This is a genomic window from Nocardia sp. NPDC005745, assembly GCF_040630775.1.
Classification (GTDB): domain Bacteria; phylum Actinomycetota; class Actinomycetes; order Mycobacteriales; family Mycobacteriaceae; genus Nocardia.
This window is the reverse complement of record NZ_JBEXYF010000009.1, coordinates 160,909-185,390: the sequence shown is the minus strand read 5'-3', so window position 1 is coordinate 185,390 and position 24,482 is coordinate 160,909. Positions and strand designations below refer to the sequence as shown.

25 protein-coding genes are annotated in these 24,482 nt (G+C 71.0%); 19 read left to right on the top strand and 6 right to left on the bottom strand.

The window, feature by feature from the left end:
* The first annotated feature begins 24 nt into the window (after positions 1 to 24).
* Positions 25 to 1,248, top strand: coding sequence for an MFS transporter (locus ABZ420_RS12645; RefSeq protein ID WP_357120935.1), 1,224 nt, complete (start codon positions 25 to 27; stop codon positions 1,246 to 1,248).
* Between the two features lie 93 nt (positions 1,249 to 1,341).
* Positions 1,342 to 2,484, top strand: coding sequence for a hypothetical protein (locus tag ABZ420_RS12640; protein WP_357120932.1), 1,143 nt, complete (start codon positions 1,342 to 1,344; stop codon positions 2,482 to 2,484).
* A 26-nt stretch (positions 2,485 to 2,510) separates the two neighbouring features.
* On the opposite strand, the gene ABZ420_RS12635 is transcribed toward ABZ420_RS12640, so the two are convergent.
* Positions 2,511 to 3,095: a TetR/AcrR family transcriptional regulator C-terminal domain-containing protein gene (locus ABZ420_RS12635; RefSeq protein WP_357120929.1), complete on the bottom strand. Its 585-nt coding sequence runs from the start codon at positions 3,093 to 3,095 to the stop codon at positions 2,511 to 2,513.
* A gap of 164 nt (positions 3,096 to 3,259) precedes the next feature.
* Here ABZ420_RS12635 and bioB point away from each other — a divergent pair, with 164 nt between their 5' ends.
* From bioB to ABZ420_RS12615, 4 genes are all read left to right on the top strand, one after another.
* Positions 3,260 to 4,246, top strand: coding sequence for a biotin synthase BioB (gene bioB, locus ABZ420_RS12630; RefSeq protein ID WP_040866012.1), 987 nt, complete (start codon positions 3,260 to 3,262; stop codon positions 4,244 to 4,246).
* 33 nt (positions 4,247 to 4,279) lie between these two features.
* Positions 4,280 to 4,507 carry a hypothetical protein gene (locus ABZ420_RS12625; protein WP_062970925.1) on the top strand — a complete coding sequence of 76 codons (228 nt, stop codon included), beginning with the start codon at positions 4,280 to 4,282 and terminating at the stop codon, positions 4,505 to 4,507.
* Positions 4,507 to 5,151, top strand: coding sequence for a DUF2567 domain-containing protein (locus ABZ420_RS12620; protein ID WP_357120926.1), 645 nt, complete (start codon positions 4,507 to 4,509; stop codon positions 5,149 to 5,151). Before ABZ420_RS12625 ends, ABZ420_RS12620 begins: the two co-directional genes overlap by 1 nt.
* Before the next feature lie 88 nt (positions 5,152 to 5,239).
* Positions 5,240 to 5,773 (top strand): DUF1353 domain-containing protein, encoded by a 534-nt coding sequence (locus ABZ420_RS12615; RefSeq protein ID WP_357120923.1) that lies wholly within the window; start codon positions 5,240 to 5,242, stop codon positions 5,771 to 5,773.
* Between the two features lie 62 nt (positions 5,774 to 5,835).
* Here ABZ420_RS12615 and ABZ420_RS12610 read toward each other — a convergent pair whose 3' ends face one another.
* Positions 5,836 to 6,039, bottom strand: a complete 204-nt coding sequence (locus tag ABZ420_RS12610) for a cold-shock protein (protein ID WP_040741190.1) — start codon at positions 6,037 to 6,039, stop codon at positions 5,836 to 5,838.
* A gap of 413 nt (positions 6,040 to 6,452) precedes the next feature.
* Here ABZ420_RS12610 and ABZ420_RS12605 point away from each other — a divergent pair, with 413 nt between their 5' ends.
* On the top strand, positions 6,453 to 6,629 hold the full coding sequence (locus ABZ420_RS12605; RefSeq protein ID WP_357120919.1) for a hypothetical protein: 177 nt from the start codon (positions 6,453 to 6,455) through the stop codon (positions 6,627 to 6,629).
* 95 nt (positions 6,630 to 6,724) lie between these two features.
* Here ABZ420_RS12605 and ABZ420_RS12600 read toward each other — a convergent pair whose 3' ends face one another.
* Positions 6,725 to 7,489, bottom strand: a complete 765-nt coding sequence (locus ABZ420_RS12600; protein ID WP_357041599.1) for an NUDIX domain-containing protein — start codon at positions 7,487 to 7,489, stop codon at positions 6,725 to 6,727.
* A 76-nt stretch (positions 7,490 to 7,565) separates the two neighbouring features.
* Between ABZ420_RS12600 and nadA the strand changes: the two genes are divergently transcribed.
* The 3 genes from nadA to nadC all read left to right on the top strand — a co-directional run bounded on the left by nadA (position 7,566) and on the right by nadC (position 11,228).
* Positions 7,566 to 8,609: a quinolinate synthase NadA gene (nadA, locus tag ABZ420_RS12595; protein WP_062970919.1), complete on the top strand. Its 1,044-nt coding sequence runs from the start codon at positions 7,566 to 7,568 to the stop codon at positions 8,607 to 8,609.
* A 121-nt stretch (positions 8,610 to 8,730) separates the two neighbouring features.
* A complete protein-coding gene (locus ABZ420_RS12590) occupies positions 8,731 to 10,299 on the top strand; it encodes an L-aspartate oxidase (protein WP_357120916.1) in 1,569 nt (522 codons plus the stop codon).
* Positions 10,300 to 10,367: 68 nt separating this feature from the next.
* On the top strand, positions 10,368 to 11,228 hold the full coding sequence (nadC, locus tag ABZ420_RS12585) for a carboxylating nicotinate-nucleotide diphosphorylase (protein WP_357120913.1): 861 nt from the start codon (positions 10,368 to 10,370) through the stop codon (positions 11,226 to 11,228).
* Between the two features lie 325 nt (positions 11,229 to 11,553).
* Here the strand turns inward: nadC and ABZ420_RS12580 are convergent, their stop codons facing one another.
* From ABZ420_RS12580 to ABZ420_RS12570, 3 genes are all read right to left on the bottom strand, one after another.
* Positions 11,554 to 12,732: a winged helix DNA-binding domain-containing protein gene (locus ABZ420_RS12580; RefSeq protein WP_357120910.1), complete on the bottom strand. Its 1,179-nt coding sequence runs from the start codon at positions 12,730 to 12,732 to the stop codon at positions 11,554 to 11,556.
* 28 nt (positions 12,733 to 12,760) lie between these two features.
* Positions 12,761 to 13,243 (bottom strand): TerB family tellurite resistance protein, encoded by a 483-nt coding sequence (locus ABZ420_RS12575; RefSeq protein WP_357120907.1) that lies wholly within the window; start codon positions 13,241 to 13,243, stop codon positions 12,761 to 12,763.
* A gap of 116 nt (positions 13,244 to 13,359) precedes the next feature.
* Positions 13,360 to 13,698 (bottom strand): ArsR family transcriptional regulator, encoded by a 339-nt coding sequence (locus ABZ420_RS12570; protein WP_357120904.1) that lies wholly within the window; start codon positions 13,696 to 13,698, stop codon positions 13,360 to 13,362.
* A gap of 103 nt (positions 13,699 to 13,801) precedes the next feature.
* Between ABZ420_RS12570 and ABZ420_RS12565 the strand changes: the two genes are divergently transcribed.
* The 9 genes from ABZ420_RS12565 to hisH all read left to right on the top strand — a co-directional run bounded on the left by ABZ420_RS12565 (position 13,802) and on the right by hisH (position 24,455).
* Positions 13,802 to 15,028 (top strand): MFS transporter, encoded by a 1,227-nt coding sequence (locus ABZ420_RS12565; RefSeq protein ID WP_357120901.1) that lies wholly within the window; start codon positions 13,802 to 13,804, stop codon positions 15,026 to 15,028.
* Between the two features lie 12 nt (positions 15,029 to 15,040).
* Positions 15,041 to 16,042, top strand: a complete 1,002-nt coding sequence (locus tag ABZ420_RS12560; RefSeq protein WP_357120898.1) for a prolyl oligopeptidase family serine peptidase — start codon at positions 15,041 to 15,043, stop codon at positions 16,040 to 16,042.
* A 68-nt stretch (positions 16,043 to 16,110) separates the two neighbouring features.
* The gene (locus ABZ420_RS12555) at positions 16,111 to 16,977 is read left to right on the top strand and encodes an arylamine N-acetyltransferase (protein WP_357121073.1); all 867 of its coding nucleotides are present in this window, start codon (positions 16,111 to 16,113) and stop codon (positions 16,975 to 16,977) included.
* A gap of 47 nt (positions 16,978 to 17,024) precedes the next feature.
* Positions 17,025 to 18,776, top strand: coding sequence for a penicillin-binding transpeptidase domain-containing protein (locus tag ABZ420_RS12550; RefSeq protein WP_357120895.1), 1,752 nt, complete (start codon positions 17,025 to 17,027; stop codon positions 18,774 to 18,776).
* 156 nt (positions 18,777 to 18,932) lie between these two features.
* Positions 18,933 to 20,507 (top strand): protein kinase, encoded by a 1,575-nt coding sequence (locus ABZ420_RS12545; RefSeq protein ID WP_357120892.1) that lies wholly within the window; start codon positions 18,933 to 18,935, stop codon positions 20,505 to 20,507.
* Between the two features lie 188 nt (positions 20,508 to 20,695).
* A complete protein-coding gene (gene hisD, locus ABZ420_RS12540; RefSeq protein WP_040866017.1) occupies positions 20,696 to 22,033 on the top strand; it encodes a histidinol dehydrogenase in 1,338 nt (445 codons plus the stop codon).
* Positions 22,030 to 23,163, top strand: coding sequence for a histidinol-phosphate transaminase (locus tag ABZ420_RS12535; RefSeq protein WP_357120889.1), 1,134 nt, complete (start codon positions 22,030 to 22,032; stop codon positions 23,161 to 23,163). Before hisD ends, ABZ420_RS12535 begins: the two co-directional genes overlap by 4 nt.
* A gap of 45 nt (positions 23,164 to 23,208) precedes the next feature.
* Entirely contained in the window at positions 23,209 to 23,823 is a 615-nt protein-coding gene (gene hisB / locus ABZ420_RS12530; protein ID WP_040866019.1) for an imidazoleglycerol-phosphate dehydratase HisB, read from the top strand.
* Positions 23,820 to 24,455: an imidazole glycerol phosphate synthase subunit HisH gene (gene hisH, locus ABZ420_RS12525; RefSeq protein ID WP_357120885.1), complete on the top strand. Its 636-nt coding sequence runs from the start codon at positions 23,820 to 23,822 to the stop codon at positions 24,453 to 24,455. The genes hisB and hisH overlap by 4 nt, the downstream gene beginning before the upstream one ends.
* Positions 24,456 to 24,482 lie beyond the last annotated feature (27 nt).

Below are 24,482 nucleotides of genomic sequence, written 5' to 3'. Positions count from 1 at the left end.
TTCCCGCCGATCGGGGCCACGGCGATGAGCGAGCGGTCCGTCCTGGTCGGCGAGGTCGCGGGGCCGGTGCGGTTGCGATCGTTGACCTGGACCGTGTTCGTGCCGATGGTGGTGTACGGCGTCGGGTCCGGCGCGGCGGCGCCGATGTACGCGCTGCGCGCGCTGGACCTGGGCGCGTCGGCCGGACTGGCGGGGGTCATCGTCGCGCTGTCCGGATTGGGCATGGTGCTCACCGACCTGCCCGCGGGACGGGTGGTCGCCCGGATCGGGGAACGCGGCGCGTTGGCGGTGGGATCGGTGCTCGGGGCGGTCGGGGTTTTCACGGCGATCATCGCGCCGAACGTCGGGGTGCTCGCGCTGGGGATGCTGCTGGCCGGCGCGGCGAGCGCGGTGTGGGGTCTGGCGCGTCAGACCTACCTCGTGGCCGTGGTGCCCGCGGGCGACCTCGGGCGTGCGATGTCGACACTCGCCGGTTCCATGCGGCTGGGCTTCTTCTGCGGGCCGTTCCTCGGTGCGGCCGTGGTGCACTCGCTCGGCCCGAACGGCGGGCTGTGGTTGCAGCTGGTGACCACGGTGATCTCGGGCGCGGCCATGGCGGCGATCCGATCACCCGAGGCAGCGGGCGGGGCGGGGGCGCGGCATTCGCTGGGAGCGGTCGTGGTCGAGCATCGCAGAACCCTCGGCACACTGGGCCTCGCGGCGTTGCTGGTCGGTGCGGCACGAGCCGCCCGGCTGGCGCTGCTGCCGCTGTGGGCGGCGCATATCGGTTTGAGCGCGTCGGCGACCAGCTTGGTGTTCGGCGTCGCGGGCGCGGTGGACGTGGTGATGTCCTATCCGGCGGGTGTGTGGCTGGATCGCTACGGCAGGCGCGCGACCGGCGTGCCGTCGATGATCCTGTTCGCCCTCGGCTTCGGCGCGCTGCCGTTCACCTCCTCGGTCCTGGGTCTCGGCTGCGCCGCCGTACTGCTCGGGCTCGGCAACGGAATGAGCAACGGGCTGATCATGACCGTCGGCGCCGACGTCGCACCCGACGGGCAGCGCGCGGAATTCCTCGGCGCCTGGCGGCTCACCCACGACATCGGCATGTTCGCCGGGCCGGTGGTCGTCGGCGCGATCAGCGCCCTCACCGTCCTCGGCGGGGCGGCCATCGCGCTCGCGGTCACCGCCGCGGCGGGCGCGTACACGATGCACCGCTGGTTCCCCGGCGCGGTGGGGCCGCCGACACGCCCGCAACGGTCCGCGGGTTAGCCGCAGGGCTTGGACCTCCGGTCCGAGGAATCGTCACTACTGGCGGGTGTCGATCGGGACGCTGCCCGGCTTGCGTCGGTAGGGTTCTGCGGCGTGTCCCCATGGTTGCTTCGGCGGAACGGTCTTGCCGCCGCCGCGATGAGCATCTGCGTCGCGGCCGCTGTCGCGATGCCGTCGGCGGCGGCGGAAGGTCCGGAAACCGGACGGCTGAGCAGCATCGGACTGCTCGATCCCGCCTGGTCGTTCGCGGCGGCCGCGGCGTCGTTCGGGGTCGTCTACACCACGACCGATCAGCACGGAATGCCCGCGCAGGCGTCCGGTGCGCTGTATCTGCCCGCGGGACTGCCGCCGCAGGGCGGGTGGCCGCTGGTGGTGTGGGCACATGGGACGGCGGGCATCGGCGATGCCTGCGCGCCGTCGCGCCGCCCGCAGTCCTCGCGGAATTCCGCCTACTTCGACCGGATTCTGGCCGACGGGTACGCGGTGCTGGCTCCCGACTATCAAGGGCTCGGCACCGCGGGGCAGTTCAGCTACTACAACTCGAACGTCGAGGGAGCGTCGATATCGGACGCGGTGGCGGCGATTCGCGACACTCCCTTTCCGCTGTCGCGTAGATGGGTGGTGATCGGCCAGTCGGAAGGGGCGCACGCCGCGATGAGCGCGGCGGCCTCGAATGCCGAGAAAGGCGGTTCCGCCACGGGGTTGAGCGGGGTGGTAGCCACCGGTCTGCGCACCGACCCGAGCAAGAGCCTGCCGGAGATGTTCCGGCCGACCTCCACCGGCTCGAAGAACCAGATCGCCTACGCGGCGTACTTCCTGGCCTCGCTGGAGGAATGGAGACCCGGCAGCGTCATGCCGTATCTCTCCGATTTCGGCAAGGAATTCGTGGCGGAAGCCGCCCATGAATGCCTTTCCGATCTGGTCGTACGCGCGCAGGACCGCCGCCCGGCGGCGCTGTTCGTCGACCCCGACCGGCCGACGCCCACCTTCGCCGACGACGTCGCCGCGTTGGCGGGATACCCGCAAGACCGGTTCACCAGTGATCTCATGATCGGCTACGGCACCGACGACGTCGATGTTCTTCCCACCGACACCGCCGATTACGGGAGGCGCCTACAGGAGGCCAACCCCGGGATACGGGTCACGGTCGCGGAATACCCTGGCAGAGACCACAGCGGCGCGTTCCTGGCTTCGCTTCCGGATGCGCTGGCTTTCCTGAACGCGCACCTGCGCTGACGCCGGACGCGCACCCGCGAGCCGCCTCAGCGGACGCGGGTGCCGAGCAGGTGCCGCACGCCCGCCACGAACAGTTGCAGACCGAAGTCGAAACGGGCTGTGGCGTCTGTGGTTTCCTCCAGCGGCGACGTGCCGTCGGGCAGGGCGCCCGCCGAGTCCATCTGCATCCTCGACTGCTCGTCCACGGTCTCGCCGAGGACGTAGTAGAGCAGCGTGAACGCCGTGAGTTCGGCCTCCTGGCGCGGCATGCCCGCGCGAATCGTGGCGCTCACCAGTCGTTCTCGTCCCTTGCTCGTGGTGAGCCGGGAAGCGTATGTCGCCGAGACCAATTCGGCGCCGTCGCGATAGGCCAGCAGGCAGTCGCGCATCCGGTGGGCCAGTTCGGTGATCTGCCCGGCCCACTCCTCGGCCTGGATCGGGTCCTCCATGGGCGCGAGGATCTTGTCCGCGACCGCGCCGAGCAGCGCCTGCTTGTTGGGGAAGTGCCAGTACAACGCGCCCGGTTGGACCTGGAGGGAACCGGCCAGCCTGCGCATGGTCAGGTCGGCCAGGCCGTATCGGTCCAGAATCGCGATGGCGCCGTCGACCACGTCCGCCCGGTGCAGCTGCACTCGATGCCCTTCCCGTCGTGCTTTGACTCACTCCTACCGCTACCCTAGCCTGAACACCGTTCAAGTTGCACGGCCACCTCGGCCGAACGAAGGGATGCGTTGCAGTGACCCAGGCACCCGTAGACACCGCTGCGCCAGGACCGACGCAGGTCGGGACGTCGCCCATTCTGTCGATCGCCCGCGAGCAGGTGCTCGAACGCGGGGAAGGGCTGAACCAGGAGCAGACCCTCGAGGTGCTGCGTCTGGGTGACGACCGGCTGGAGGAGTTGCTCGCCCTGGCCCACGAGGTGCGCATGAAGTGGTGCGGTCCCGAAGTGGAGGTCGAGGGCATCATCAGCCTCAAGACCGGCGGCTGCCCCGAGGACTGCCACTTCTGCTCGCAGTCGGGGCTGTTCCAGTCGCCGGTGCGCGCCGCGTGGCTGGACATCCCGAGCCTGGTCGAGGCCGCCAAGCAGACCGCGAAGACCGGCGCCACCGAATTCTGCATCGTGGCCGCCGTGCGCGGCCCGGACGAGCGCCTGATGGCCCAGGTGGCCGCGGGCGTCGAGGCGATCCGCAACGAGGTCGACATCCAGGTCGCCTGCTCGCTGGGCATGCTCACCCAGGAGCAGGTCGACCAACTGGCCGCGATGGGGGTGCACCGCTACAACCACAACCTGGAGACCTCCCGCTCCTACTTCCCGAACGTGGTCACCACGCACAGCTGGGAGGAGCGCTGGGACACCCTGCGCATGGTCCGTGCGGCGGGCATGGAGGTCTGTAGCGGCGGCATCCTGGGCATGGGCGAGACGCTGGAGCAGCGCGCCGAGTTCGCCGCGAACCTGGCCGAGCTCGAGCCCGACGAGGTGCCGCTGAACTTCCTCAACCCGCGCCCGGGTACCCCGTTCGGCGACCTCGAGGTGCTGCCCGCGTCCGACGCGCTGCGCGCTGTCGCGGCGTTCCGGCTGGCGCTGCCGCGCACCATGCTGCGCTTCGCGGGCGGCCGCGAGATCACCCTGGGCGATCTCGGCGCCAAGCAGGGCATCCTGGGCGGCATCAACGCCGTCATCGTCGGCAACTACCTGACCACCCTCGGTCGCCCGGCCGAGCAGGACCTGGATCTGCTCGGCGAGCTGAAGATGCCGATCAAGGCGCTCAACGAAACACTCTGAGCCGGCTCGGTTGCGACGATGAGGCAGGCGAGCATGGGTACTGTCATGAATATGGACGAGCGCTACAACCCGTTCACCGGCAAGCGAATCGTGCCGGGTCTCGACGACGCGATCCCGGCCGCCGCCGCACTGGGCCTGGAACCGCCGCGCTTCTGCGAACAGTGCGGGCGCCGCATGATCGTGCAGGTGAGCCCGGACGGCTGGTGGGCCAAGTGCTCCCGGCACGGGGTCACCGACTCGGCCGAACTGGAACGCCGCTAGTGGCGTCGCCGTTGCGGGGTGAGGCGCGCGCGGCGACGGTGATCGCCGTCGCCGTGGTGGTGGTGAGCGCGCTGGCCGGTGCCGGATGGGGCCTGCTGGCGCCGACCGAGCGGCTGATGGTGGTCGAGCCGGGCCGCGGAGTCGCGCTGACCGGTGAGAGCGCGCATCAGTTCGACGCCCTGGCGTTGTTCGTGCTCGCGGGCGCGGTGCTCGGTCTGCTCTGCGCGCTCGCCGTGTGGCGGTGGCGCTCGGCGCGCGGGCCGCTGCTGCAACTGGGACTGCTGGTCGGGTCCGGCGTCGGCGCGGTGGTGATGGCGCAGGTGGGGGAGCAGGTCGCCGAATGGCTGCATCCGCGCCCGCACGACCCGCCGGTGGGGCAGATCGTCACGTTGCCCATCGAGCTGGGCAGTGCGCTCGCGTTCATCGTGCAGCCGCTGATCGCGTCGTTCGTCATGCTGTTCCTCGCCGCGCTCAGTACGTCCGAGGATCTCGGCAGCGGACGCCGCGCCGCCCGCGACGAGGAGGAAGCCTTCGGCTCCCTCCCGCCCTACGGTGACGCTGCGAGCGGGGCGGAGCTGCCCTATCGTGGCTACGAGCCTGCCGCGGAAGGGTATTCGGTACCCGAATACCGTCCGCGGTACTGACGCGTCGCCCGGCGGGCAGCCGCGGCGATGGAAGGCTTCCGAGCCCACCGTGGGTGTGGGAACGAAGCGTGCGCGGAAGGAACAGGACGTGACCTTTGTCGGTGGCGGGCCGGTCGTCGAAGAGCTCGACGCCAAGTTCTGGCGGGTGGCCGAACCCCTCGTCTATCGCGGCGCGACGGAGGAATTCGTGGTTCCCGCCGGTTTCCGCACCGATTTCGCCTCGGTGCCGCGCGCGCTGGTCTGGCTGATCCCGCGCTACGGCAGCTACACCCGCGCCGCGATCCTGCACGACTACCTGCTCGGTTCGGGCACGGTGAGCGTCGCCGACGCCGACGGCATCTTCCGCCGGAGCCTGCACGAACTCGGCGTATCGCTGCCGCGCCGGTGGATGATGTGGGCGGCCGTCCGCGCCGCCCACGGGTTGCGTGGCGCAGGCCCGGCCGACGTCGCCCGGTTCATCGTCGTCGCCGTTCCCTCGGTGATCTTCCTCGCGGTACCCGTCACCGTGGTGACGGTCTTCCTGCTGCTGTTCTGGTTGGTGGAACTGGCCTTCTGGGCCGCATCCCGGGTGACCCGGCGGACCGAAGCCCCGCCCCCCGACCCACAGATGAAAACCGCCTGACCGGTACACATGCAAAAGCCCCGCACCTCGAGAGGTGCGGGGCTCTTACCTAGCCACGTCGATCAGATCGCGCGGACGTCCTGAGCCTGCGGGCCCTTCTGTCCTTGGCCGATCTCGAACTCCACGCGCTGTCCTTCTTCAAGGGACTTGAATCCCGAGCCGGACACGGCGGAGTAATGAACGAAGACGTCGGCGCCGCCGCCGTCCTGCGCGATGAAGCCGAAGCCTTTTTCGCTGTTAAACCACTTCACACTGCCTTGAGCCATTGCTTTACTTCATTCTTTTCTGTAGGTGAGCCGAGCAAATCACTTCGATAGCCCGGTCTCAGAGATCAACACTGCCATGAATCGGCGCCGCGCGACACCGAGCGCCCTGGTTTGTGAGCTAACCGACACAAGCGGCCTTCGCCGGTCCCCTCGCGTGACACGCCGGATCCGGCCTTGGGGGCGGCCGACGCGGTCACTCCAGCGATTCCGGCCGATCGGCTGTCCCAAGCCGTGATGCCGGCGCCGCGGCGCACGGACGGCGCCGGCATCACGAGCGAGGCCTCCGCCTGGCCGGTGTGTCCGGGCCGTGCCGGGGAGTCGCCGTGGTGGGCCTGTTCCGCGGAGAAAATGAATGGAGACGGGGTCGATGGCGCGGATAGGGTGGGCGCCCGGATGTCGAGAGGAGGCGGGCGATGAATCGAGCACAGGAAGCGGTGGCCGAGACGCCTCCCGCCGCGAAGGAGCGCGCGGATCTAGCGGCTTGGCGACGGCGAGATGCCTTGCGCCGCAGCAATGCCGCGCGCCCGGTGCGGAGTAAGCGGGAGTATCGCCGCCAGGACAAGCACCGGAAAGCGGCCACCGACCATTGACCCGAGCCTCTTCCCGCATATGCCGGCAGTACGACAGGGTCGTTCACGAAAGGCGTGCGAGCGTGGAAAGCGCCCGTCACGGCGGGCGCCGTTGATCAGGAGGGGCCGGGTGGGCGCAGTGCCGCGAATTCGTCGGTGACGCGCAAGCCCGAGTCGGTGAAGCGGTAGACCGCGGCGGGGCGTCCGCCCGCGCGGCCGGGGGCCGCGGTGGCTCCGGTGGGGGTGATCACCCCGCGGCGGGAGAGGACTCGTTGGAGGTTCGTCGTGTCGACGTCGTATCCGAGGGCCGCGCAGTAGATTTCACGCAAGGTCGACATCGTGAACCGGTCCGGCGCGAGGGCGAAGGCGATGTTGGTGTAGGACAGTTTCGCCGCCAGGCGGGTGCGGGCGTGGTCGACCACCGTGCGGTGGTCGAAGGACATGTCCGGCAGCGCCGAGACCGGGTGCCAGGCGGTGTCCGAGGGCAGGTGGGGGTCGGCGGTCAGCGGAACCAGGCCGAGGTAGGCCGAGGCGATGCGGCGCGGGCTCGGCACCCGGTCGGGGGCGCTGAACACCGAGAGCTGTTCCAGATGGCTCAGCTCGCGCACGTCGACCTTCTCGGCGAGCTGGCGGCGGGCGGAGGTGTCGAGATCCTCGTCGTCGCGCAGGCGGCCGCCGGGCAGCGACCAGGTGCCCTTCTGTGGGTCGAGCGCCCGTTCCCACAGCAACACCGCGAGTTCGGTCCGCTGATCGGGCGGGCAACGCCGCAACATGCTCTCCGCGCGGTCCACGGGGCGGTGACCTGCGGCGATGCCGCTGGGGAAGCGGCGAACCTGGAACACCGCGGTGAGCGATTCGTGGATGGTGCTACTATGGGCCACGTTTTCGATTGTAAGTCGAAAACCTGGTTTGGTGCGAATCGGCGCGCGGCCGACCGCACGAGGAAGGGAGCCATCCATGGCGACGACGGGTGCGAAACTGGCGCCCCCGCTGATGGGGCAGGTGTTCGACGGGCCCTCCGGGTTCGCGGGTGTCGAGGCAACGCCGGAGTGGGCGCAGGAAGTCAAGCGATTGGCTCGAGAGCGCAACGCGACGATCCTGGCGCACAACTACCAGCTGCCGGAGATCCAGGACGTGGCCGACCACGTCGGCGATTCGCTGGCGCTGTCACGGATCGCGGCAGAGGCGCCGGAGGACACCATCGTGTTCTGCGGCGTGCACTTCATGGCCGAGACCGCCAAGATTCTCAGCCCGGCCAAGACCGTGCTCATCCCGGACCAGCGCGCTGGATGTTCGCTCGCCGATTCCATCACGGCCGACGAACTGCGCGCGTGGAAGGCCGAGCACCCGAACGCGATGGTCGTGTCCTACGTCAACACCACGGCCGAGGTGAAGGCGCTCACCGACATCTGCTGCACCTCGTCCAACGCGGTGGACGTGGTCGCCTCGATCGACCCGGACCGCGAGGTGCTGTTCCTGCCGGACCAGTTCCTCGGCGCGCACGTCAAGCGGGTCACCGGCCGCGCGAACATGCACATCTGGGCCGGTGAGTGCCACGTGCACGCGGGCATCAACGGCGACGAGCTGACCGAGCAGGCGCGCACCCATCCGGACGCGGAACTGTTCGTGCACCCCGAATGCGGATGCGCCACCTCGGCGCTGTACCTGGCGGGCGAGGGCGCGTTCCCGGCCGATCGGGTGCACATCCTGTCCACCGGAGGCATGATCGACGCGGCCAAGGCGGCGAAGTCGAGTCAGGTGCTGGTGGCCACCGAGGTCGGCATGCTGCACCAGCTGCGCAAGGCCGCCCCCGGCATCGACTTCCAGGCCGTGAACGACCGGGCGTCGTGCAAGTACATGAAGATGATCACCCCGGCGGCGCTGCTGCGCTGCCTGGTCGAAGGCCGTGACGAGGTGCACGTCGATCCCGAAACCGCCGCGCTGGGACGTAATTCGGTGCAGCGGATGATCGCGATCGGCAATCCCGGCGGCGGTGAATGAGTCCGACCGCTGCCCGTAGGGCGGTGGGTCGTTCTCCGGCGGAACACGGTGGCCACGGTGCTGACCACCGTGCCCGCGCGGGGGAACGTTCGCGGATCGGGAGACAGAGAGGCGCGGGCCGATGACAACCCGGGTTTCGATCGACTGGGAGGCCGAGGCCGATCTGGTCGTGATCGGCGGCGGCGTCGCGGGACTGACCGCGGCGCGGACCGCCTCGCTGCGTGGCCTGCGGGTGCTCACTCTCAGTAAGGGTGGCCCGACCGATACGTCCACCCAGTACGCCCAAGGCGGCATCGCCGTCGTGGCGCCGCACGGTGACTCGGTCGAATCGCACGTCTACGACACCGTGGAGGCGGGCGCCGGATTGTGCGAGGTGGACGCCGTGCGTTCCATCGTCGAGGGCGGCCAGGCCGCGGTGGCCGCGCTGACCGACCTGGGCGCGGTGTTCGACCTCGGCCGCGACGGCCAGATCTCGCGGACCCGCGAGGGGGGCCACAGCACCCGCCGGATCATCCATGCGGGCGGCGACGCCACCGGCGCGGAGGTGCAGCGGGCGCTGAACGAGGCCGGCCTGCCGGTGCTGTTCGGCGCGGCGGTCGGTGAGATCGTCACCGGGCCGAACGGCGTGCGAGGTGTGATCGCGGTGTCGGACAAGGGCTTCGGCGTCGTCCACACGCCCGCCGTGCTGCTGGCCACCGGCGGCCTCGGTCAGTTGTACGCGCTGAGCACCAATCCGCCGGGCGCCACCGCGGACGGCATCGCGCTCGGGCTGTGGGCCGGCGCCGCCGTCGCCGACCTGGAGTTCGTGCAGTTCCACCCGACCGTGCTCTACACCCCGGGCGGCCTGGGACGCAGGCCGCTGATCAGCGAAGCGGTGCGCGGCGAGGGCGCGACACTGGTCGACACCGAAGGCGATTCGGTGACCGCGGGGGTGCATCCGCGCGGCGACCTGGCTCCCCGCGATGTCGTCTCCCGTGCCATCGCCGCGCGCATGCGAGCGCTCGGCACCGAGCACGTCTACCTCGACGCGCGCTCGATCGACGGTTTCGCGCAACGATTTCCGACGATCACCGCCTCGTGCCTGGCGACGGGCATCGATCCGCGAACGGACCTCATCCCGGTCGCGCCCGCCGCGCACTACCAGTGCGGGGGAGTCGTCACCGACACCCACGGCCGTACCGGAGTTCCCGGCCTGTACGCGGCCGGTGAGGTCGCGCGCACCGGTTTGCACGGCGCGAACCGGTTGGCGTCCAACAGCTTGCTGGAGGGACTGGTGGTCGGCGAGCGCGCCGGGGCCGCCGCCGCCGAGCGGCTCGGTGAGCGGGCCGGGGTGAGCGAGATCTCCACCCGCACCGCCGAGTTCGCCGGCCGTGAGGTGGTGCAGAGCCTGATGACCACGCACGCCTCGGTGGTCCGCGACGGCGCAGGCCTCGCCGAAGCGCTCAAGCGGCTCGACGACGTGGCCGTCCGCCGTGACCCGCACACCGCCGCCGCACACCCGATCGCCGGAATCGAGGACGCCGCGCTCACCCTCGCGGCGCGCACCCTGCTGCTTGCCGCAATCGCCCGCACCGAGAGCCGCGGCTGTCACACCCGGTCGGATCATCCGGACGCCATGGACGAACTCCGCCACAGCCTCCCGATCCGGCTGAACGGCGACGGCGCGCCCGAGTACGCACCACTTCCCTGACCACACGCGCCGAGCCGGACATGCCACGAGCTGTCCAACGCCCCGCTCGGCGAGAGAGGAACACTTCGATGGCTCTGGATGCCGCCCTGGATCGCGACGAGGTGCTGCGCCTCATCCGCGCCGCGCTGGACGAGGACCTGCGCTACGGCCCGGACGTCACGACCGTGGCCACCGTGCCCGCGGACGCGGTGATCAAGGCGTCGGTGGTGTCGCGCGAACCGGGGACCGTGGCCGGGCTCGACGCCGGTGTGCTGGTACTCGACGAGGTGATCGGCGCGGGCGAGTACGAGATCACCGATCGCGTCGCCGACGGCACCCGGGTGTCGCCGGGACAGCCCGTGCTGACGGTGATCGCGCCGACGCGCAAGCTGCTCACCGCCGAGCGCACCATGCTCAACCTGGTGTGTCATCTGTCCGGTATCGCGACGGCGACGGCCGCCTGGGTGGACGCCGTCGCCGGCACCCGATGCCGCATCCGCGACAGCCGCAAGACGCTGCCCGGGCTGCGCGGGCTGCAGAAGTACGCCGTGCGGGTGGGCGGCGGTGTCAACCACCGCATGGGTCTCGGCGACGCCGCGCTGATCAAGGACAACCACGTGGTCGCCGCCGGCTCGGTGGTCGAGGCGCTGCGCGCGGTCCGCGCCGCCGCCCCCGACATCGCCTGCGAGGTCGAGGTGGACAGCCTCGAACAACTCGACGCCGTGCTCGCCGAGAACGTGGAACTCGTGCTGCTGGACAACTTCCCGCTCTGGCAGACCCAGGCGGCCGTCCAGCGCCGCGACACCGCCTCCCCGCAGACGAAGCTGGAGTCCTCCGGCGGCCTGAGCCTGGACGTCGCCGCCGACTACGCCCGCACCGGCGTCGACTACCTCGCCGTCGGCGCGCTCACCCACTCGGTCCGGGTGCTCGACCTCGGGCTGGACATGTAGGTGGCGGGACCGGGTGCGGGGGCGGCATCGATCGAGGAGCGGAGGGCGTCGAGCGGAACGCCGCCGTGTTTCCGTCAGCTGTCGCGCCCCATCGTGCGCTGGTGCACGCGTTCGCCGCGATAGCGCAGTCCGGGGACCAGGGGCTCCGGGTCGTGGGCGGCGAAGCCCACGCGCCGGTGCTCCTGGTCTCCGGTGCGACGTCGATGTGCAGGTGACTCGGCCCGCGCTCGTCGCGGAAATCGCCCACCGTCGGCGCCCGGCGGATCGCCGCGCGCGTTAGATCGGCGATGCTGCGTGCGAAGAATGCGGCGGACTTGCCGTTCGCTCAGGCGGTGAGCTCGCGTTCCAGCGGTGTCCGGAACCGTGGGATGGCGCGGACTTCGCCGAACCAGTCTGCGACGCGTTGCGCTTGCGCGGCGATCAGCGTTTCGGCGTCCGCGCCCACGTCTTCGAGCAGGCGGTAGACGATCTCGCCGTCCTTGCGCTGCGCCCAGCCGCCGACGACGCGTCCGTCCCACCAGACCGTAGGTCCGATGTTGCCGTTGCGATCGAACACCCGCGGTGCGTGCGGGCCGAGGTACCACTCCCGCGCCTGCCAGCCCATCGGGGTCGGATCGAGGGCGGGCAGCAGCGCCGCCCACGGCTCCGGCGCGGCGACCGGTTCCACGTCGTCGGCCAGGAGCACGCCGGTCACGCCGTCCAGGTCGACCTCGACCAGATCCAGGGCGCCCAGTGCCGCGCGCACCTCGCCGAGCGTCCACCCGGTCCACCATTTGACGTCGGATACCGGCGCGGGACCGAAGGCGCGCAACCAGCGACGAACCAGTTCCGCCCTGGCCTCGGCGGTGGGAAGAGCGGGAACGCCGTCCGGCAGCCACGATTCGATCGGCGCCCAGGTGTACTGGCTGCTGGTCCAGCCGCCGTTCGGCCTGCCGCGCACGATGCGGCCCTCGCAGCCGAGCGTCACCAGTACCCAGGTGGTGATGTTCGTCGGCTTCGAATACGCCTTGTCCGGTGCGGTGTTCACCTGGGTGCGCAACCGGGGGACGTCCTTGCTCAGCTGCGCGCCGGTCGCCGCGCCGCGGGCCAGCAACGCTTTGTGCGTCTCGGCTTCGACCTCGGCCCACCAACCGGCCGTATCGCCGTCCCCGATGCCCGCCTGCGTCAGGTACTTGCCGTAGGTGCGCCGCTGCTTGTGCGCCAGGGCGTCCGCGCACGAAGCCTGGAGAATCGGAACCGATTCCACCGGCACGACGAACATGGTGCGCCGCATGGCCAGCATTCGCAGCAGCGAACGATCCTCGTAGAGCGCCTGTTCGACGTCGGAGGGTGTGAGCCCGTCGGCACGCGCCGCGACGGAGAGGTACACGGTCGCCGGATCGGTCGCGTGCAGTGCGACCATCGAGCGGGCGATCTCCGCGACCTGTCCGGTGTGCTCCGGCATCGCCAACCGGTGCCGCACCGCCAGCCGAGCGCGCCGCTGCGCGGCATCAATCGAACGCATAGGCGAATCGTAACGTCCGCACCGTAGCTCAGAGGCCGAAGCGCTCCGGGGCCAGGCGCAGCGCCCGGCAGGCGTCGCGCACGGCCTCGGTCGCTTCCGGGCCGCAGGCGCCTGCGTCGCTGCCGATCAGGATCCCGGTGCGGATCACCGCGTCCGCCTCGTCCGGCTTGCCGCCCGCTTTGGCGATCTGCCGCAGCACGTGTGCGCAGCCGCGGATCGGATCGTTCGCCAGCCGATTGCAGTTGTCCTCGAACAGGGCGCGCAAGTCGTCGACCGGGAAATTGCGCAGGACCGGATCGGCCGTGACCAGCTCGGCGACGGTGGCCCGGCCGGTCGCCGCGGTCGCGCCGTCGGCCACGGCGACCAGCGCGCACAGGGCGACGGCGGCGTCACGGAAACTCCCGCCGCGCAGCCGGTTCCGGTCGGCCAGCAGTTGTGCTCGCCACGTCGCGGCGTGCTCGGCCGTGCTGATCGGGGTCGCGTCGGGGATACGGCGGGGTGCGAAGGTCATGGCGGACTCCATGAGAAGACGTCCGAACGCGCGGACCCGTGCCATCCGGACTCGGAATGAATACCCGGACCGTAACAGGGCCGCGACGCCGGGTCCTGCCCCCAAAAAAATCGGAATCAGCCCTCGGGTTCCCAGGCGCGGACCAGGTCGAGCAGGCCGGGGAAGCGCGCTTCGAGGTCGGCGACGCGCACCTGGCTGCGGCGCTCCAGTCCGTAGCGCCGCTGCCGGGTGACGCCCGCCTCGCGCAACACCCGGAAATGGTGCGTCAGCGTGGATTTCGGCCGATCTATGCCGAACCAGGAGCAGGGCCGGTCGTCCTCGGGGGAGTCCAGCAAGAGCTTGCGGACCATGGCCAGGCGCAGCGGGTCGCTCAATGCGGCGAGGACCTGGTCGAGCCGCAGATCGGCGCGATCCGGCTCGGGCAGCACGGCGGTGTCCTCGGTGGCCGTTGGCATCGCGTCTCCTCGCTCTGGGTGCTTTGTACGACTTCTATCGTACTAGGTTAGATGTTCGGTTATTGTCGTACCAGTACGAGAAAATTCGAATCAAGGAGTGGTGATGGGATCGACGGTGACGCGGCCCCGCGCGGAAGTGCGCCGAACGAGCGACTCTTCGGTGTGGCGTGCGGCCTGGCCGGTGTTCGCGGTGTTCGTGCTGTCGAACGCTCCGACGCCGCTGTATGTGGTGTGGCAGCGGACGATCGGGTTCTCCTCCGGGACGCTGACCGCGGTGTTCGCCTGCTACATCGTCGGATTGCTGGGAGCGCTGCTGGTCGCGGGCGTGGTGTCGGACCGGGTGGGGCGCAAGCCGGTCCTGCTGCCCGCGGTGGCGGCGGCGATGGCGGCCTGCGTGCTGTTCGCGATCGCGCAGTCGGTCCTACTGCTGGCACTGGCGCGGCTGCTCACCGGTGTGGCGGTCGGCGCGGCCGTCTCGGCGGGCATGGCCGCGGTCACGGACGTGGGCGGGCCCGACCGCAGACGCGTCGCCGCGCTGGCCGCCTCCACGGCGATGGTGCTCGGGGCCGGGAGCGGCCCGTTGCTGGCGGGCCTCCTGTCCGAAACGCTGCCCGGTCCCACGGTGACGGTCTTCGGGCTCGAGATCGCCGTGCTGGCCACGGCTTTGGCGGTGGCCGCCCGGCTGCCGTTGCCCGCGGGTCCCGGCGGACGCGGGCCGTGGATCCGGATTCCTTCGGTCGCGCGGGAGGGGCGGACCGCCGTGCTGCTCGGGATCGCGGTGTTCGGACCGGGGATCACCGCGACGTCGTTCGTCCTGTCGCTGGGACCGTCGGTGCTGACGCACCTGCTCGGCGCCGCCGACCGGGTGCTCGCGGGTGCGGTGGCGTTCACGATGTTCCTTGCCGCGACCGGAGTTCAGTTCGCCGCGCGGCGATTCGGCGTGCGCACCGTCCTGCTCGGCGGCGCGGTCGCGACCGTGACGAGCATGATCGCGCTGGTGCTGTCGCTCGCGACGACCTCTCTCGCGTTGTTCGTGACGGCCGCCGCGCTCGCCGGGGCCGGTCAAGGGCTCGGCCAGTTCGGGGGCCTGACGGCGATCGGCGCGAGCGTGCCGGGCGGGCGGCTGGCCGAGGCGAACGCCGCGCAGAACGTCGGCGGCTATCTTCCGGCCGCGGCGCTGCCGCTGACCGCCGGGTTCCTCGCCGACGCCTACGGGTTGAGCGCCGGGGTGGCCGTGTTCGGCGCGGTGGTGGGTCTCGCCGCCGCCGGGGGCGGACTGCTCGTCCTGACGCGCCTGCGCCGGGACGCCGCGACGCCGCCGACGGCGTGACATCATCCGAGGATGCGACGGGCCCATCCGGTACTGCTTCTCTGCTGCGCGCTGGCCGGCGTGCTCGTGACGACAATCGCTGCCGCGCCGCGTGTCTCGGCGGAGCCGGTTTGCGCGACGGGTGTGACGGTGCGTCCGGTCTCGCTGACCGTGGACGGTGAGGAGGCGACCGGGCGGGTGTACGAGCCCTACCGGTGCGCCGAGGGGGACGTGAGCCCGGAGGCGCTCGTGATCGCGGTGCACGGGCACGACGGGTCGTCGGCGGATTTCGCCGGTTACCTCGAGTCGATCGCGCGGCGCACCGCGACTCCGATCCTGTCGATGGATCTACGCTCCGCCGACAGCCGGTGGCGCACCGGAGAGTGGAATCTGTGGGCGGGGTGGCGCGATGTCGTCGCCGCGACCGCGTGGTACCGCCAGATCCACGCCTCGATCACCCGCACGGTGCTGTGGGGCTGGAGTCAGGGCGGCATCACCAGCGGTCTCGCGGCGGCGCACGGTCCGCGCGGGATGTTCGACTACTGGGTCGACAACTACGGTCCCGCCGACGATTTCACGATGTGGCTGGGTGCGGTGGCCGTGGACCCGGCACTGCCCGCGCAGATCGAGCGCGACGCGGGCGGCTGCCCGCCCGCCGCTTGCCCGCTCGCCTACGCCGAACGCTCACCCGTCCTGCTGGCGGCCCGGATGGACGTGCGGCGCGCGTTTCTCGTCCATGGCACCGCCGACGACGTGGTGCCCTACGCCACGAGCGTCGAGATGCGCGCGGGGCTGGCCGCCGCGGGCAAGCCCACCTCCATGTACACCGTCGTCACCGGGCGCGACTTGAACGGGCGGGTGGCGCCGGGCGACCACAGCGTCGGCCCGGCCTTCTTCGAAGGCGGCTGCGTCGTCGAGCGCCTGCTGCTCGGCACGGAACCGGTCGACGGCCCGGACCGCGACTACCTCGTCGACGTCGCGCACGGCGTCGTCACCGCCCCGCCCGCACCCGCGGGCGCGAAGTGCGCGGCGTGAGGCGCCGGGAACACGATCGTCGTCCCGCGCGGTTGATCGAGAAGACCGAACGACGAAGCGAGGACGTGATGAGCAAGCCGACCGACCCGGCCTACCACTGGAACGGAGCGGATCTCGATCTGGATGCCTACCTGGCCCGGATCGGTTTCGGCGGCGAGCGCGCCCCTACCGTCCGGACGCTGCGCGACCTGGTGCGGGCGCACACCACCGCCATCCCGTTCGAGAACCTGGAGATCATCCTGGGCCGGTCGATTCCCCTCGACCTGGCGACCTTGCAGGACAAGATCGTGCGCCGCCGCCGCGGCGGCTACTGCTACGAGAACGTCGGACTGTTCGCGGCGGCGCTGGAACGACTCGGTTTCGGCGTCACCGGGCTGAGCGGGCGGGTGAGCATGGGCGCGGGCGCCGGGTTGCGGCCCGCCACCCACGCGTTGCTGCGCGTGACGACCACCGACGACGACCGGGTATGGCTGTGCGACGTCGGCTTCGGCGCCGGACCGCTCGCGCCGTTCGAATTATCCTCGGAGACCGGCGAATTCGCGGCGGGGGGGTGGAAGTTCCGGCTGGAGAGAACGCGCGGTGAGCTGGATTCCGAGCTGTGGGTGCTGCACCAATACGGCCGCGACGGATGGATCGACCGGCACAGCTTCACGCTGAATCCGCAGTACCGCATCGACTACGCCGTCGGCAACCACTTCGTGTCGACCTCACCGCGTTCCCCGTTCACCACCCGGCCGTATGTGCAGCGCTTCCACCCGGACGCGCACCATGTGCTGGACGGCACCACGTTCGTCACGGAGTTTCCCGACGGCACGAGCGACACGCGGGAACTGGAACCCGCCGAACTCCCCAAGATCCTCGCCGAGGTGTTCGACATCGACCTCACCGACGACGACGCCGCCGCGCTGGCGGAGGCCAGGTGGGCGCGCGACTGACATCGGGCCCCGCCCGGTATCGCGCCCGGCCCGATAGGGTCGTCGGCGTGCGTACCAACCGGAAGTCCCTCGTCCTGTTCGCCGCACCGGTGCTCGTGCTCGCCGCCTGCTCGTCCGGACCGGATCAACCCGACACCGTGGCCGGGCAGTTCGCCGAGGCGCTGAACCAGGACGACGTCGCCGCGGCGGCCGCGCTCACCGACAACCCGGCCCTGGCCTCCGAGACCCTCGGCGCGCTCTACGGGGGGCTCGGCAAGGACGTGCGCTACGAGGTCCGCTCGGTCGACGACGAGAGTTTCACGCTGGCCGCCACCTGGAAACTGGGCGGGGACGGCAAGTCCGAGTGGACCTACACCACCAACGGCACCGCGCACGACGACGGGAGGGGGTGGCGGGTGAAGTGGGATCCCGCCACGGTCGCCCCGGGCCTGGCCGGCGGGCCGTTGAGCTACAGCAGGGTCTATCCGCAACCGGCGCGCATCCTCGATGCCGCGGGCGCCGAACTGATGACCGAGCAGATCGTCACGCTGGTGAATCTGGCCCCCGGCACCGATCTCGCCGCGGTCGCGGAGTTGCTCGGCCCGCTCTCGCCCGGTCTCGGCGCGCAGTCGCTGCAAACGGAACTGGCCGCGGCGCAAGGCAAGCCGATCACCGCGATCACCCTGCGCGAGGCCGACCTCGCCCCGATCCGGGAGCGCCTGACCGCGCTGCCGGGCGTCACCCTCGCGCCGCAGACCCGGCTGCTGACGACCGACAAGGCGCTGGCCGCCCCGACGCTGTCCGGACTGGCCGAGTTGTGGCAGGAGTCCGCCGACGCGAACGCCGGGTGGGCGGTGCGCGCCCAGACCCCGCAGGGCACCCAGCGCGTCGCCGGGACGGACCCGAGGCCCACCGCCGATATCGCGACCACGCTCGATCCCGGCCTGCAGCGCGCGGCCGAGGCGGCGCTGGCCCCGGTCGCCCAGCCCGCCGCGATCGTCGCCCTGCGGCCCTCGACCGGTGCGGTCGTCGCGATCGCGCAGAACGCCGCCGCCGACGCGCAGGGCCCGATCGCGCTCACCGGGCTCTACCCGCCGGGATCGACGTTCAAGACGGTCACCGTCTCCGCCGCGCTGCAGGCGGGCGCCGCGACACCCGACACCGTGCTGCCCTGCCCCGGTACGGCGAACATCGAGGGCCGCCGCATCCCCAACGACAACAACTTCGATCTCGGCTCGGTCCCGCTGCACACCGCGTTCGCCCGGTCCTGCAACACCACGATGGGCGCGCTCGGCGCGCAGTTGCCCGCCGATGCCCTGACGAAAGCCGCCGCACAACTCGGACTCGGCATCGACTACGTCACACCGGGCCTGACCACCGTCACCGGAAAAGTCCCCGCGGCGGAGACCTCCGCGCTGCGGGTGGAATCGGCGATCGGTCAAGGGCAGGTGACAGCGTCACCGTTCGGCATGGCCCTGCTCGCCGCGTCCATCGCCCGCGGCGCCGTGCCGGCGCCCACCCTCGTCGCGGGCAAGCCGGGCACCCCCGACCGGACGGCGGAGGCACTGCCGCCGCAGGTGGACGACCAGCTGAAAGCCATGATGCGCGAGACGATCACCGACGGCACCGCGACACAATTGCGCGACCTCCCCGGGCTGCTCGGCAAGACCGGTACCGCGGAGTACATCGATGACGCCCACGCGCACGGCTGGTTCGTCGGCATCGACGGCGACCTGGCATTTGCCGTGTTCATCAGCGACGCGAGCAGTTCGGCGCCCGCGGTGGACGCCGCGGGCCGGATGCTGCGTGCTCGCGGATAGTCCGTGCCGGGCGATTCGGGGCCGCGGAAAGGTCCGGCTGACGCGTACGAGTGTTCCGGCGCCCGCTACACTCATCCCCGGACCGCGTGAGTAATCAATATGCGGGATGTCACGATTTCGAGAAGGTTCGGAGTAGGCGCCATCGATACCGGTCAGTTGATCGCGGAGCATTACCGCCTGGTCGAGCGGATTGGTAGCGGCGGCACGGGCGTGGTCTGGCGTGCCGTCGACGAACGCCTCCAGCGCTCCGTTGCCGTCAAGCAGATCCACATCCAGCCGAGCCTGCCCGAGGCCGAACGCGTCGTGGTGCGCCAGCGCGCCATCCGGGAGGCCCGCAACGCCGCCCGCTTCCAGCATCCCAACGCGATCGTCGTGTTCGACATCACCGAGCACGACGGCGATCCCTGCCTGGTGATGGAGTACCTGAAGTCGAAGAGCCTGGCGGCGGTGATCGGCGCCCAGGGCACGTTGCCGCTGACCCAGGTCGCGCGGATCGGCGAACAGGTCGCCTCGGCGCTGATCGCGGCGCACCAGGCGGGCATCGTGCACCGCGACGTGAAACCGGGCAACATCCTGCTCGACGATCACGGCACGGTGAAGATCACCGACTTCGGCATCTCCCGCGCGACCGGCGACGTCACGCTCACCGAGACCGGATTGATCTGCGGCACCGCCGCCTACCTCGCGCCGGAGGTCGCCCGCGGCTCCGACCCGAGCCCCGCCTCCGATGTGTTCGCGCTGGGCGCCACGCTGTTCCACGCGCTCGAGGGCGAACCGCCCTACGGCGCGGGCTCCAACCCACTCGCGGTGCTCTACGCCGCCGCCAACGGTCAGCTGAGCGAACCGCGCAACGCCGGGCCCGCCACGGATTTCCTGCTCGACCTGCTCAGCCCCGAGCCACGCGAGCGCCCGAGCATGCGGGCCGCGCGCGACCACCTCGCCGCGTTCGCCGATGCGGGCCCCGCGCCGGTGGCCGCCGGGTTCGTGCCCGCCAGCGAAGCCTTCACCCGGCCGAGGGCGGGCGAGCCGGAATCCGCGACCCGCGCGCTGCGGCCCTCGGCGATGGCCTCGGCGCCCTACACGCCGACCGAGCGCCAGCCGCGTCCCCGTCCCACGCCCCCGCCGCCCGTCCACCCGGACACCGCGGCCCATCCCCGCACCATGGCGCAGCCGCGCCCGACGCCGAGTCAGGGCTCGGGAGGGAAACGGCGCGCGGTGCTGATCGGTGCGCTGATCGGCGCGGTCGTGGTGGCCGCAGCCGTCATGGTGAACATGCTGAGCTCGTCGGGCTCGAACACCAACGCCTCGCAGGGCGGTACCTCGTCGGTGGTCGCGTCCACACGCCCCGGTGGCAACACGACCTCGGCCGCCGTCCCCGTGGGGGAGACGAAGAGCGTCGGCAAGGCCGACTCGCGGCAGTCCATCGATCTGGTGGTGAACTTCTACAACAACCTCACCTACCTGAGTCTCTCCGCTGCCTGGAAGCAGCTGACCCCGGCTGCCCAGCAGGTCTACGGGAGCCAGCAAGCCTTCGAGGACTACTGGACGCAGAACCGGGTCACCGGCTTCAACACCGTCGACACGGCCGGTGGCGGTACCGGTACCAACGCGGACGGTTCGGTGGACGTCAACGTGGCCAGCGTGACCTACGGCGGCCGGAACAAGTCGGTCACGCTCCGGGTGATCAACCCCGGCAGCGGGTCTGTGCAGATCGACAGCGACACTCGTTGACGCGGGCGTAGGAGAGCAACGCCACAGTTCGGCGCACCGACGGCAGCTACCGACCGCCGACCTGCGCACACCGCTGCCTCGCGACCCGGCCGCCCGGACCACGGCGATAACGGCTCGCGTCGGCCCATTAGGCTGGTAGCGGCAACTTTCCTGTTGCGGATTCAGCTGGAGACAAGGACCGACACCACATGACATCCCGCATCGAGCTCGCCCGCGTCGATCTGCGCGGTCGTACTCCCTCCGTCGCCGAGCTGCGCGCCGCGCTGCCGCGCGGGGGAGTCGACGTGGACTCGGTGCTGCATCAGGTGCGTCCGGTGGTCGAGGCGATCCGTGATCAGGGCGTGTCGGCGGCGCTGGAGTTCAGCGAGCGCTTCGACGGGGTGATCCCGGCGACGGTGCGGGTGCCCGCGGCCGAGCTGGAAGCCGCGCTGGAACGGCTGGACCCGGCGGTCCGCGCGGCGCTGGAGGAGTCCATCGCCAGGGCGCGCAAGGTGCACGCCGATCAGCGGCGCACGGACAAGACCACCGAGGTGGTGCCGGGCGGCACCGTCACCGAGCGCTGGGTGCCCGTCGAGCGGGTCGGCCTGTACGTGCCGGGCGGTAACGCCGTCTACCCGTCCAGCGTCGTCATGAACGTGGTGCCCGCGCAGACCGCGGGCGTCGGCTCGCTTGTGGTGGCCTCACCGCCGCAGGCGCGGTTCGGCGGGCTGCCGCACCCCACCATCCTGGCGGCCGCGCAGCTGCTCGGCGTCGAGGAGGTATGGGCGGTCGGCGGAGCGCAGGGCGTGGCGCTGCTGTCCTACGGCGGCGTCGACACCGACGGCGCGCAGCTGGAGCCGGTGGACCTGATCACCGGGCCGGGCAACATCTACGTCACCGCGGCCAAGCGGCTGTGCCGCGGCCTGGTCGGCATCGACGCCGAGGCGGGCCCCACCGAGATCGCCGTCCTCGCCGACGCGACCGCCGATCCGGTGCACGTCGCCGCCGACCTGATCAGCCAGGCCGAGCACGACGTGCTCGCCGCCAGCGTGCTGGTCACCGACAGCGAGCAGCTGGCCGACGCGGTGGACGCGGCGCTGACCACGCAGCTGACCGTGGTCAAGCACGCCCACCGGGTGGGCGAGGCGCTGCGCGGCAAGCAGTCCGGCACCGTCCTCGTCGACGACATCGAGCAGGGCCTGCGCGTGGTGAACGCCTACGCCGCCGAGCACCTGGAGATCCAGACCGCCGACGCGGCCGCGGTCGCGGCGCGGGTACGCAGCGCCGGAGCGGTGTTCGTCGGCGCGTACGCGCCGGTCAGCCTGGGCGACTACTGCGCGGGCTCCAACCACGTGCTGCCCACCGCGGGCTGCGCGCGGCACTCCTCCGGCCTGAGCGTGCAGACCTTCCTGCGCGGGATCCACGTCGTGGAATACACCGAAGCGGCGTTGAAGGATGTCGCGGGCCACGTGGTGGCGCTGGCGAACGCCGAGGACCTGCCCGCGCACGGCCAGGCCGTGCAAGCGCGTTTCGAGGCCCTCTCATGACGCGCGCGGCGAGCGCGCCCGGCGCGGACCTGACCCTGGACGACCTGCCGCTGCGGGAGAACCTGCGGGGCAAGAAGCCTTACGGCGCACCGCAGTTGACGGTCCCCGTGCAGTTGAACACGAACGAGAACCCGCATCCGCCCAGCCGGGCGCTGATCGACGACGTCGCCGAGTCGATCCGCGCGGCCGCGGCGGACCTGCACCGCTACCCGGACCGCGACGCCGTCGCGCTGCGCACCGACCTGGCGCGGTATCTGACCACGCAGACCGGTATGGCGGTGGACACCGGCAACGTCTGGGCCGCCAACGGCTCCAACGAGATCCTGCAGCAGCTGTTGCAGGCCTTCGGCGGACCGGGCCGCAGCGCGCTGGGGTTCGTGCCCTCGTACTCGATGCACCCGATCATCTCCGAAGGCATCGACACCGAGTGGATCGAAGCAAAGCGCAACGCCGACTTCTCCCTCGACATCGACCACGCTCTGGCCGCGATCGCCGAGCGCACACCCGACGTGGTGTTCGTGACCAGCCCGAACAACCCCACCGGGCACAGCATCCCGCAGGAGGACCTGGCGCGCATCCTCGCGGCCGCTCCCGGCATCGTGGTGGTCGACGAGGCCTACGGCGAGTTCTCGGCGCAGCCGAGCGCCATCGGGCTGATCGACCGGTTCCCCGCGAAGCTCGTGGTGACCAGGACGATGAGCAAGGCGTTCGCGTTCGCCGGTGGGCGCCTGGGCTATCTGGTCGCCGCGCCCGCGGTGATCGACGCGATGCTGCTGGTGCGGTTGCCCTACCACCTGTCGGTGGTCACCCAGGCCGCCGCGCGCGCGGCCCTGCGGCATGCCGACGAGACGCTCGGCAGCGTCGCCGAACTGGCCGCCCAGCGCGACCGGGTGGCGGCGGCATTGCGCGAGCTCGGATACGACGTGATCCCCAGCGACGCCAACTTCCTGCTTTTCGGCCGCTTCGCCGACGCCGCGCGCAGCTGGCAGCGCTACCTCGAGCACGGCGTGCTGATCCGCGACGTCGGCCTTCCCGGCTATCTGCGCACCACGATCGGCCTCGCCGCCGAGAACGACGAACTGCTGCGGGTCAGCGGGCTGCTGGCAGGCAGCGACCTGGCACCGCGATGAACCAGCGCCGAGAAGCTATCGGCGGCAACCCGATTGGACGTGAGCATGAGTAGGACCGCCCGGGTGGAGCGGGTCACCAAGGAATCCGGCATCGTCGTCGAGCTGGATCTGGACGGCACCGGCAAGACCGAGATCGCCACCGGCGTCCCGTTCTACGACCACATGCTGACCGCGCTCGGCGCGCACGCGAGCTTCGACCTGACCGTGCGCGCGGAGGGCGACACCGAGATCGAAGCGCACCACACGGTCGAGGACACCGCGATCGTGTTCGGTCAGGCGCTCGGAAAGGCGCTGGGCGACAAGGCGGGGATCCGCCGGTTCGGCGATGCCTACATCCCGATGGACGAGACACTGGCGCACGCCGCCGTCGACGTGTCCGGCCGCCCCTACTGCGTGCACACCGGTGAGCCGGAGCACTTGGTGCACACGGTGATTCCCGGTTCCGGTCCCGGCGCGCCGTACTCCACCGTGCTCAACCGCCACGTGTTCGAGTCGATCGCGTTGAACGCGCGTATCGCGCTGCACGTGCGGGTGCTCTACGGCCGCGATCAGCACCACGTCACCGAGGCCGAATTCAAGGCGGTGGCCCGGGCGCTGCGCGCCGCGGTGGAACTCGACCCGCGGGTGAGCGGGGTCCCCTCGACGAAGGGAACGCTGTGAGCGCGAAAACGGTGGCCCTGCTCGACTACGGGTCCGGCAATCTGCACTCCGCCGAACGAGCGCTGACCAGGGCGGGCGCCCGCGTCGATGTGACCGCGGACCCGCAGGCGGTGCTCGCCGCCGACGGACTCGTCGTGCCGGGCGTCGGGGCGTTCGCCGCGTGCATGGCGGGACTGCGTGCGGTGCGGGGCGAACGCCTGATCGGGCAGCGGCTGGCCGGCGGGCGCCCGGTACTGGGCATCTGCGTCGGCATGCAGATCCTGTTCGAGCGGGGTGTGGAATTCGGCGAGCAGAGCGACGGGTGCGCCGAATGGCCGGGCACGGTGGAACGGCTGTCGGCTCCGGTGCTGCCGCACATGGGGTGGAACACCGTCTCCGCCCCGTCCGACAGCATGCTGTTCGCGGGCCTCGACGCGCAGACCCGCTTCTACTTCGTGCACTCCTACGCCGCGCAGACCTGGGACCTGCCGGCCGGCGAGCACTTCGCCGCGCCCAAGCTGACCTGGGCCGAGCACGGGGTGCCGTTCCTGGCGGCGGTGGAGAACGGCGCGCTGTCGGCGACCCAGTTCCACCCGGAGAAATCCGGTGACGCGGGCGCCCACCTGCTGCGCAACTGGGTGAACTCGCTGTAGGGCGATCCCGCGCACCGAGGCGCGCGG

Excerpts from the sequence above, each read along its gene's own strand:
- ABZ420_RS12645 (WP_357120935.1), top strand. The coding sequence starts at position 25 with ATGAGCGAGCGGTCCGTCCTGGTCGGCGAGGTCGCGGGGCCGGTGCGG.
- ABZ420_RS12625 (WP_062970925.1), top strand. The coding sequence starts at position 4,280 with ATGGGTACTGTCATGAATATGGACGAGCGCTACAACCCGTTCACCGGC.
- ABZ420_RS12610 (WP_040741190.1), bottom strand. The coding sequence starts at position 6,039 with ATGGCTCAAGGCAGTGTGAAGTGGTTTAACAGCGAAAAAGGCTTCGGC.
- ABZ420_RS12605 (WP_357120919.1), top strand. The coding sequence starts at position 6,453 with ATGAATCGAGCACAGGAAGCGGTGGCCGAGACGCCTCCCGCCGCGAAG.
- nadA (WP_062970919.1), top strand. The coding sequence starts at position 7,566 with ATGGCGACGACGGGTGCGAAACTGGCGCCCCCGCTGATGGGGCAGGTG.
- ABZ420_RS12590 (WP_357120916.1), top strand. The coding sequence starts at position 8,731 with ATGACAACCCGGGTTTCGATCGACTGGGAGGCCGAGGCCGATCTGGTC.
- nadC (WP_357120913.1), top strand. The coding sequence starts at position 10,368 with ATGGCTCTGGATGCCGCCCTGGATCGCGACGAGGTGCTGCGCCTCATC.
- ABZ420_RS12580 (WP_357120910.1), bottom strand. The coding sequence starts at position 12,732 with ATGCGTTCGATTGATGCCGCGCAGCGGCGCGCTCGGCTGGCGGTGCGG.
- ABZ420_RS12575 (WP_357120907.1), bottom strand. The coding sequence starts at position 13,243 with ATGACCTTCGCACCCCGCCGTATCCCCGACGCGACCCCGATCAGCACG.
- ABZ420_RS12570 (WP_357120904.1), bottom strand. The coding sequence starts at position 13,698 with ATGCCAACGGCCACCGAGGACACCGCCGTGCTGCCCGAGCCGGATCGC.
- ABZ420_RS12565 (WP_357120901.1), top strand. The coding sequence starts at position 13,802 with ATGGGATCGACGGTGACGCGGCCCCGCGCGGAAGTGCGCCGAACGAGC.
- ABZ420_RS12560 (WP_357120898.1), top strand. The coding sequence starts at position 15,041 with ATGCGACGGGCCCATCCGGTACTGCTTCTCTGCTGCGCGCTGGCCGGC.
- ABZ420_RS12555 (WP_357121073.1), top strand. The coding sequence starts at position 16,111 with ATGAGCAAGCCGACCGACCCGGCCTACCACTGGAACGGAGCGGATCTC.
- hisD (WP_040866017.1), top strand. The coding sequence starts at position 20,696 with ATGACATCCCGCATCGAGCTCGCCCGCGTCGATCTGCGCGGTCGTACT.
- ABZ420_RS12535 (WP_357120889.1), top strand. The coding sequence starts at position 22,030 with ATGACGCGCGCGGCGAGCGCGCCCGGCGCGGACCTGACCCTGGACGAC.
- hisB (WP_040866019.1), top strand. The coding sequence starts at position 23,209 with ATGAGTAGGACCGCCCGGGTGGAGCGGGTCACCAAGGAATCCGGCATC.